The organism is Limnohabitans planktonicus II-D5 (assembly GCF_001270065.2).
GTDB lineage: Bacteria > Pseudomonadota > Gammaproteobacteria > Burkholderiales > Burkholderiaceae_C > Limnohabitans_A > Limnohabitans_A planktonicus.
In genome coordinates this window covers 1-1,571 of the sequence record NZ_LFYT02000085.1, presented here as the reverse complement: position 1 = coordinate 1,571, position 1,571 = coordinate 1, and the positions used below count along the sequence as shown (strand labels likewise).

General features: G+C 63.5%; 1 protein-coding gene. It reads right to left on the bottom strand.

All coding sequences use genetic code 11. The annotated features are described in order from the left end of the window. The coding region (locus tag H663_RS40850; RefSeq protein ID WP_205872775.1) for an Ig-like domain-containing protein at nucleotides 1-1,558 on the bottom strand (1,558 nt) is incomplete at its 3' end. Nucleotides 1,559-1,571 lie beyond the last annotated feature (13 nt).

Below are 1,571 nucleotides of genomic sequence, written 5' to 3'. Positions count from 1 at the left end.
CCAGGGAGGACGCGGTGAGGTTGCCGGTTTGTGTGATTTTGTCGGTACCCAAAGCACCGCTGTCGCACACCAGGCCAAGGACGGGCGCTGCAGGCGCTTGGGTGTCCAGGGTGAAGCTGTAGGTGGCCACGGCACCGGTGTTGCCTGTGGCATCCGTCACGCGCACTTTGACGTTGTTCACGCCTTCGGCGGCTGCAAAGGTGGTGGCCCAGTTCACGCCGTTGGTGCTGTATTCGAGCTGACCGCCTGCTTCTACGCTGCTCAGGCTCAGGGTGCCTGTGTTCGTGATTTTGTCTGTGCCTGCGCCTGAGATGCTGCCGCTGTCGCACACCAGGCCCACGGTGGGCGCTGTGGGGGCTGCGCTGTCCAGGGTGAAGCTCAGGCTGGAGGTGTTGCTGACGTTGCCTGCCTGGTCGGTGACTCGGACGTACACCGTGTTGGCGCCTTCTGCTGCCACAAAGGTGCTGCCCCAAACGGTACCGTTGGTGCTGTATTCGAGTGTGGCACCGGCTTCGGCTGCCACGTTGATGTTGCCGTTGTTCGTGAGTTTGTCTGCTGCCTGGCTGCCGCTGTCGCACACCAGGGTGAGCACGGCCGGGGTGGGCGCTGTGCTGTCCAGGGTGAAGCTGTAGTCTTGTGTGCGCTGGTTGCCTGCAGCGTCCATCACCCGCACTTTGACGGTGTTCAGGCCTTCGGCTGCGGTGTAGGTGCTGGTCCAGGTGCTGCCGTTGGTGCTGTAGCTGATGTCCGCTCCGGCTTCTGCGCCGGTGATGACCAAGGTGGCGTCGCGGCTGAGTTTGTCGCTGGCCGTGCCGCTGTCGCAGCTCAAGGAGACTGTGAAGACGCTGGTTTGGCTGTCGAGCGTGAAGCTGAAGGCAGCCGAGGTGGCCACATTGCCTGCGGCATCGGTGGCGCGCACTTGCACGGTGTTGGCACCTTCTGCGGCGGTGAAGGTGGTGGCCCACGTTGTGCCGTTGGTGCTGTACTCGACCGTGGCACCGGTCTCCAGATTGCTTACCGCGATGTTGCCGTCTCGGCTGATCTTGTCGCTGCTGTTGGTGCCGCTGTCGCACAGCAAAGACACCGTGGGCGTGGCCACACTGGTGTCAATCACCAGAGGCAGCGTTTGCGCTGCACTGGTGTTGCCTGCGGGGTCGGTGGCGATGATGCTCACGCTGCCGCTTGTCATCGCGATGGTGGGCGTGACGCTCCAGCTGCCGTCTGAGGCCACTGTGGTGCTCAGCACTTCGTTGGTGCCGGGCATGGTCACTTGAATCACGTCGTCCTTGGTGCCCGTGCCGCTGATCGTGGGCATGTCGATACGGGTCAGGCGGTCTGACAACGCGCCGCTGTTGCTGGCGTCATCGAGTTTGACGGTGAAGCTCGGTGCTTGGGTGTCCACTGCGTACGTGGCTGTAGCTACCGTGCCTGCGTTGCCCGCTTCGTCGGTGTAGGCCGTGCCCAGGCTCAGCGTGTTGCTGGCCGCTTCGGTGTCTGTTGCTGGCGTGAAGGTGGCTGTCCAGATCAGGCCGTCTGTGCTGGCGGTGAATGTGCTCAAGGCTCCGTTGGGC